A 4,651-nucleotide genomic window follows, 5' to 3' on the forward strand; every position below is an offset into this window, starting at 1 on the left:
CCGATCGAGGTCAGCCGCCCGGACAGCTCGGCGTCGACGACACGCGCGCATAGTCGAACATGACACCAGTCGACATTTCCGACAACTCATACTCGCCGTTTTCGACAGTCCGTACTCGCCGATTTCGGCAGACTGTTCGCGCGTTCCGCAACCGCAGGCGATCAATATCCAGGAAGTGACCCTGCCAGGAAGCCGGACCATGTCTCCATACCTGAATGTGGCGACACCCGAACCGTTCGTTGTCGTCAAAAATCGACCCAGAACACGCGGACAGCTAACGCCGAAACCAAAATAAGGCACGGTCACGATGGACTATTCAAGGGTGGAGCTAAGGGGATTCGAACCCCTGACCCCCACACTGCCAGGAGCAGGCAAGTTCGCTGAACAGGCTGTTTAGCAGGAAGAACACCGTGTTGTCGACGTAGTTTGGCGCGCAACTGTCGTCAGCGTTGTCGTCAAATCTGTGGTCAAGCGACCAACAACCTCAGGACGTGAAGTGGACGGTCACCGTTGGGCCGACTCGTCCACCTTCCAGCGTCCGGCAAGCAAATTTGCCGATAACATGCACGCCTCGGGCGCCCCCGACTCACAATGCCGAAGTCAACTGCGGAAGCATCAACTCGGAGGAGTCGACGTGCGGCACTCACTCGCGGCGATAGGGGTTGCAACAGCCGCGGCATTGTCCGCAGCACCGGCTTACGCCGAGCCCGGTCCCGACCCACACATGCCGAACATGCAGAGCGGTTACTGCCCCGGCGGCGGAATGGGATCGCAGATCTCGCTCGCCTACTGCGACGGGGTGCCCTACCCCGACGGCTCCTACTGGCACACAATCCAATACGGAGCCCCGATGATCGGGCACCCATATGGACTTCTCTCGCCGGGCCTTCAGTGTGTTGTAGGTGGCGGAGCGGTCCCCCAGCCAGCCCCACCTGGCGCGTGCGGTGGGGCCGTTCCACCGCCACCTCCGTAACAGAACCCGCGACTCGATGCGCCCACCTGTGCGGCGCCAGCCGTTCGTGCGGCACCGTTCCGCTGGTATGAACTATTTACGCTGCACATTGGACCACGGAAGAACTCGACACTGATACCGCTGCATCTTCGACACGTTTGCGTGCTGCCTGTTTGCCGGTGGGCCCACGTTCTCAAGGCTTGCGGTAGCCCTGGTCCGTGACCGTGTTGCGGGCGGCCTTCAAGTAGTCCTCGATCAGCTGTCCGTGCTGCGCGGTTGGCCACGCCAGCCGCACCTCGTTGGGGGCGACGTCGGTCAACAGCATCCATGTGATGTCGGCGCGCTGGTAGTACATGGCCACCGACTGCGGCACGACGCTGAAACCCTCACCCGCAGCGACCCTTTCGAGCTTCTCCTCGACGCTGCGCGGCTCGCGGGTCACGACAAGCGGCGTGCTGTGTAGGGCCGCCCACTCCGGGACGGCATTCGGATGCTGCAGCAGCCGCTCACCGACCAGCTCGTGCACGCTGACGCGGTCGCGGCCCGCGAGCCGATGGGCCACGGGGACGACCGCGACCTGCGGCTCGGTGAACAGCAGCCAGCTGGACAAAGCGGTGAGGTCGATGGGCATGCGGACGTAACCGATGTCGACCCGCCCGTCACGCAGCACCCGCACCTGATCCGTCCAGTCGGTGCGCAGGACGTCGACGGTCAGCTCCGGGTGCGACGCCGCGAACGCCCGCGCCGGCTCACTCACGGTCAGCCCGGGCATGAACCCGATCGTGAATGTCCTGATCTTCCCGCCGAGGCGGGCCACCCGGCGGTGCGTCGCCTGGGCATCGGCCAGTAGCCCCTGGGCATCGGTCAGAAGCTGTCGGCCTGCGTCGGTCAACCGGGTGCCCGCCCGGCCTCGCTCGAATAGCTGAGCAGTGAGATCGTGCTCCAGCGAACGGATCTGGCGCGTCAGCACCGGTTGCGCGACGTGCAATCGCTCGGCGGCCCGACGGTAGTTCAGCTCCTCGGCTAGCACGACGAAGTAGCGGACCTTGCGCAGATCGAGATCCATGGGCCTCCCTCCGCAACGCTGATACCCGGAGAGTATCGAATGTGCTCACAAAGGTCTCAGCGAATGGGATGGACTGCCGCACCGGCCCGTGTTGAGCGGAGTGCAACGGAAAGGAGCACAACCATGACTGAACCACTGGCTCGACACATAGAGGGCACCACCGCACTGGTTACCGGAGCCAACCGTGGGTTGGGGATGGCGTTCGTGCATGCATTGCTCGACCGGGGCGCGGCGAAGGTCTACGCAGGTGCGCGCAATCCAGGCACCGTCGACGCCACCGACGCGCGCGTCGTGCCGGTGCAATTGGACATCACGAACTTCGACGACATCGCCGCGGCCGCCCGTGACTGGAGCGACGTGTCGCTGCTGGTCAACAACGCGGGCGCCATGCTGCTGGCGCCGTTTCTGTCCGCGCCGGACATGTCGGCCGCCCGCACCGAGATGGAGACCAACTACTTCGGAACCCTGGCGATGGCGCGGGCGTTTGCGCCGATTCTGCGCGCCGCCGGCGGCGGCGGCCTTGTCAACGTGCTGTCCGTGGTGAGTTGGTACGCCTCACCGTTCAACGCCTCCTACTGCGCATCGAAGTCCGCCGAGTGGGCGTTGACCAACGCGCTGCGGGTGGAGCTGCGCGCCCAAGAAACCTTGGTCGTCGGGGTGCATGCCGGGTTCATCGATACCGACATGGCTGCCACCGTCGACGATCCCAAAATCTCGGCGCAAGAGGTCGCGGGGCAGACGCTCGACGCGATCGAGCAGGGGCGGCCCGAAGTGTTGACCGACGAATGGACCCGCCACGTCAAGAACTCCGTCACCACCGACCAGGACAGCCTTTACCCCGTCGTTCAGCGCAGCTGGGATGCCGGCGAATCACCCTGGAAACGCTGATCCGGCAGCCGCTGGGAGGCATTCCTCAACACCTCTGGCCGTGGCGATGAGCTCTACGAATACGATCTGCTCGCCGTCGATGTGGCGGTCACCGACGACGATTCCGCCCACGATTTAGCGCCTTCGGGGCGCGAGTGACCGTCGGCTGGCCAGGGCGGTGGCGACTTCCCACAGAACCACACCGTGAGACGCAATCATTTCACCTGGCTGACCTGCGTTGGCACCTCGCTGCAGGGGCTCGAACCCAAAAGCAACGGATTTACGATCCGCGCTTCTTGGAAGGTCCGACGGATGCCGGTTAAGCATTGCTGCACAAAGGATTTCATCGCAAGTGCATCACCAACGCCGCCGGGCGATTCTTGCCGTTTCTCGGACATATCCGCCGAATAATCGTCGACTGCCTACGAGCTCGTGTCGCTCAGTGAATCGTCAGTACGGCGCGCGCGCCCGTGGATGCCGGGCCAGTCTCAGGCCTGCCGATCCGCCTACCATTGGATCGCCCAACCCGCTCGCGCGCGTCCGATCCACTTGCGCGAGCTCACGACTTTCGCTGGGCTATGAGCCTGCGAATCCGCGTTCCGCCGCGGTCTAGTGATCTCAAACGTCCTGCTCAACAACAATTTGCAGATCAACCGGTTACGTGGCGTTCGGCTCGGTCTCCAGCCCGGGTTCGCCCAGTTTGGCGCGTATGGCGCCCCAGGGATCGGCGTATCGGCCGGGCTTGTTGTAGTAGGCCGCTCTGCGTCTGAGGATCTCGCGCGCCACCGGGGTGAGAAGCCGCATCGGGTAGCGTTTCCAACCCGTGATGGCACGCATCTCGGCCAGCATGTCCGGCCACGAATGATGCTGGAATGACAACGCCTGCTGAGCCCGGGTGACGTCCATCCAGTAGCTGGGATACCAGTCGTCGTCGCGCTCCGGGTTGCCGGGCCGTCCCACAGGCAGCAATCCGGGCATGCCCTGGGCGGCTACCGCGGCCGATGCCGTCTGACCAATGAGCAAGAGGTGTGAGTCGTCGCCGGCGATCAACAGAATCTCACCCGCGACGTCTGCCGTGGTGGCCGCCGCGAACGCGGTTGCGACGTCGCGGACATCGACGGTATGGACCCGCCCATCGGTCGGCAGGAGGCTTGAGAAGTACATCAGGTCAGAGGTGAAGGGCATGGCCGAGGGATCCACGCTGTAGATGCCGCCGAGTCGTAGCACCACCCACTCCAAGTTCGACGATCGAACCAGTTGCTCGGCTTCGAGTTTGTGGCCGCCGTACAGCTCGCACGGCTGCGGCGGGGTGTCTGCGCAGACCCTGTCGATGAGACTGGGATTGGGGGCGCCGTAGACGGCGCCGCTTGACGCATGTACAAAGCGGGGGGTGTTCGGTTGGGCTTCAGCAGCGCGCACCAAAGCCGCGGTGGCGTCGACGTTCACCCTGCGGGCCAGTTTGGCGTCGCGGTAAGCCATTGGCGGGATGATGGCGGCCAAGTGAATGATCGCGGCGGGGGACACCTCGGACACCACACGGTCAACCTGTGAAGGGTCTGTCAGATCCACCCAGCGGGTCTCCACACCGGGGGGCAGCGATTTACCTGCCTTGTGATGGGCGGTGGCCACCACTTGCCAGCCGTCGGCCGCGAACCGTTCGAGGGTCGCCGACCCGACGAGGCCGAACGCGCCTGTGATGAGAACGGTCTGTGACACAGTTGTTCCCCCGACCACCGAGAGTCGGATCCTATCCGACCTCGACGGGA

The 4,651-nt window shown here is 64.3% G+C and carries 3 protein-coding genes; 1 reads left to right on the top strand and 2 read right to left on the bottom strand.

Going from position 1 to position 4,651, the window contains the following annotated elements; all coding sequences use genetic code 11:
* Positions 1-1,145: 1,145 nt before the first annotated feature.
* Positions 1,146-2,018, bottom strand: coding sequence for a LysR family transcriptional regulator (locus QOI01_RS00210; RefSeq protein WP_526377468.1), 873 nt, complete (start codon positions 2,016-2,018; stop codon positions 1,146-1,148).
* A gap of 123 nt (positions 2,019-2,141) precedes the next feature.
* Between QOI01_RS00210 and QOI01_RS00215 the strand changes: the two genes are divergently transcribed.
* Positions 2,142-2,906 carry an SDR family oxidoreductase gene (locus QOI01_RS00215; RefSeq protein ID WP_526377470.1) on the top strand — a complete coding sequence of 255 codons (765 nt, stop codon included), beginning with the start codon at positions 2,142-2,144 and terminating at the stop codon, positions 2,904-2,906.
* A 636-nt stretch (positions 2,907-3,542) separates the two neighbouring features.
* On the opposite strand, the gene QOI01_RS00220 is transcribed toward QOI01_RS00215, so the two are convergent.
* On the bottom strand, positions 3,543-4,601 hold the full coding sequence (locus QOI01_RS00220; RefSeq protein WP_526377472.1) for an NAD-dependent epimerase/dehydratase family protein: 1,059 nt from the start codon (positions 4,599-4,601) through the stop codon (positions 3,543-3,545).
* Positions 4,602-4,651 lie beyond the last annotated feature (50 nt).

Origin of the sequence: Mycobacterium sp., assembly GCF_032162605.1 — a bacterium.
Classification (GTDB): Bacteria; Actinomycetota; Actinomycetes; order Mycobacteriales; family Mycobacteriaceae; genus Mycobacterium.

Coding starts and splice junctions, on each gene's coding strand:
- QOI01_RS00210 (WP_526377468.1), bottom strand. CDS start 2,018: ATGGATCTCGATCTGCGCAAGGTCCGCTACTTCGTCGTGCTAGCCGAG.
- QOI01_RS00215 (WP_526377470.1), top strand. CDS start 2,142: ATGACTGAACCACTGGCTCGACACATAGAGGGCACCACCGCACTGGTT.